Raw genomic sequence first — 1,875 nt, forward strand, 5'->3', positions numbered from 1 at the left:
ACCAGCAATTGAAATAAATGAAGCATTTTTTTTGTTGTTTTCCATATCTATTAGCTACATCTGTTAAGTTAAACAAAAGTTAGATTCTCTTTTTAAAAGCACTTTTTCACACTCTACCTGTGAAAAAGTGTTGCAAACATAACGACTTAATCAAGATATAGCAATGCAGAATCGTACAAATGCATGGAAAATACCGTCTTTTGCACGATATTCCATGCTGTAGGAGCGATTTTCGATTAGTACCTAATGACTATGAACCTTTTTGTTTCTATTTTATTGTATGGAAAATAGTAATTTATAAACCTAAAAATGATATGGCGAATTTTTCAATTGTAGTTGTTCCAACTAAAAAATTATCAAATGGCAGACATCGAATAAGGATAGCCGTAGCACATCATTCTCAAACCAGATATATATCTACCCAATTTACTTTGGATTCTGCCAATCAACTAAAAAATGGTCGAGTAGTAAGGCATGAGAATGCAGCGAATATGAATGCCTGTCTTCGGAAACTAATCAATGAGTATGAAGAAATTGTTACATCGATCAGCTATTTACCAGCAATTTCATGTACCGAACTTATACGTATAATTACTTATGAACAAAAGAAAAAAGGTATAACCTTTCAAGCTGTTGCAAAAGAATACATGAATTTCATGAAAGGAGAAGAGCGGGAGAAATCTTATAAACTTTATAAGATAGCTTCCGAAAGATTAGTCAAATATATGAAAGGGGATTTTCCTTTAATTCAATTGACACCTATACATATCCAAGGATTTGCCAAAGTTCTTCACGAGGAGAATCTGGCAGATACAACTATCAGAATATATCTGACTTTAATAAAGGTGATAGTAAATTATGCCGGTAAGATGAATTATGTATCTTACTCCATTCATCCTTTTGTCCTCTTTAAGATGCCGACAAGTAATGTGCGGGAACTTGATTTGTCAATAGATGAACTGAAGAGAATACGTGATGTCCGGCTTTTAAAGTCTTCTTTATCCATGGTGAGAGATATTTTTATGCTTACTTATTATTTAGGCGGTATCAACCTGAGAGATTTATTAGCATATGATTTTAAAAATAAGAACGATATGCGTTATGTGCGTCACAAAACACGCAATAGCAAGAAGGGAGAAAATGAAATTGTATTTACTTTGCAGCCTGAAGCAAAAGTGCTTATAGATAAATATATGTCGAGAAATGGGCATTTGCAATTTGGTAAATATTCATCTTATAAACAAATATATAGTTTAGTCTTCCGACATATAAATAAGGTAACAGAACTTTCGGGGGTAAAGAAAAAGGTTACTTACTATTCCGCCCGAAAGACATTTGCACAACACGGATATGATTTAGGCATTCAAATTGAAAAAATAGAATACTGTATCGGACACAGTATGAAAAATAACCGTCCTATCTTTAATTATATTAAGATTATGCAAGAACATGCCGATAAGGTGTTCCGTGCCGTACTTGACCAATTGCTATAGTATAGATAGTTTTTCACTGCTATTTTTATTTCCTTCTTCTGCTAATCGATTTCATTCCGATCGCTATTCTTTTTTCGTTCCACTATAGTTATCCGCAAAGTATACTATAGTTACCCTTGCGGATAACTATAGTCAAACGCAAAGATAACTATAGTGGAACGAAGAAAGATTCGCATGCCGGATAACTCATAATAGGTAAAAAAGATATTAATGGTACTAATTGTTCAAATCCTATCCTCAATTGATTGCTATCTATATGTATCCGTTTGATTCACAGGTGGTTATGCTAAAAAGAGAATCTAACTTTTGTTTAACTCTATAATAAATGTGCTATGTAAATATAGAAATATCACACAATATATTATACTACTAAACCTCTATA

The 1,875-nt window shown here is 32.5% G+C and carries 1 protein-coding gene; it reads left to right on the forward strand.

The features are described from left to right. Window positions 1–314 precede the first annotated feature (314 nt). Window positions 315–1,493 carry a tyrosine-type recombinase/integrase gene (locus HMPREF9009_RS24765; RefSeq protein ID WP_008646122.1) on the forward strand — a complete coding sequence of 393 codons (1,179 nt, stop codon included), beginning with the start codon at window positions 315–317 and terminating at the stop codon, window positions 1,491–1,493. Window positions 1,494–1,875: the final 382 nt, after the last annotated feature.

Origin of the sequence: Bacteroides sp. 3_1_13, from assembly GCF_001185845.1 — a bacterium.
GTDB classification, from domain to species: domain Bacteria; phylum Bacteroidota; class Bacteroidia; order Bacteroidales; family Bacteroidaceae; genus Bacteroides; species Bacteroides xylanisolvens.

Bases quoted from the DNA above. Each gene is read 5' to 3' on its own strand.
- HMPREF9009_RS24765 (WP_008646122.1), top strand. From the start codon at position 315: ATGGCGAATTTTTCAATTGTAGTTGTTCCAACTAAAAAATTATCAAAT.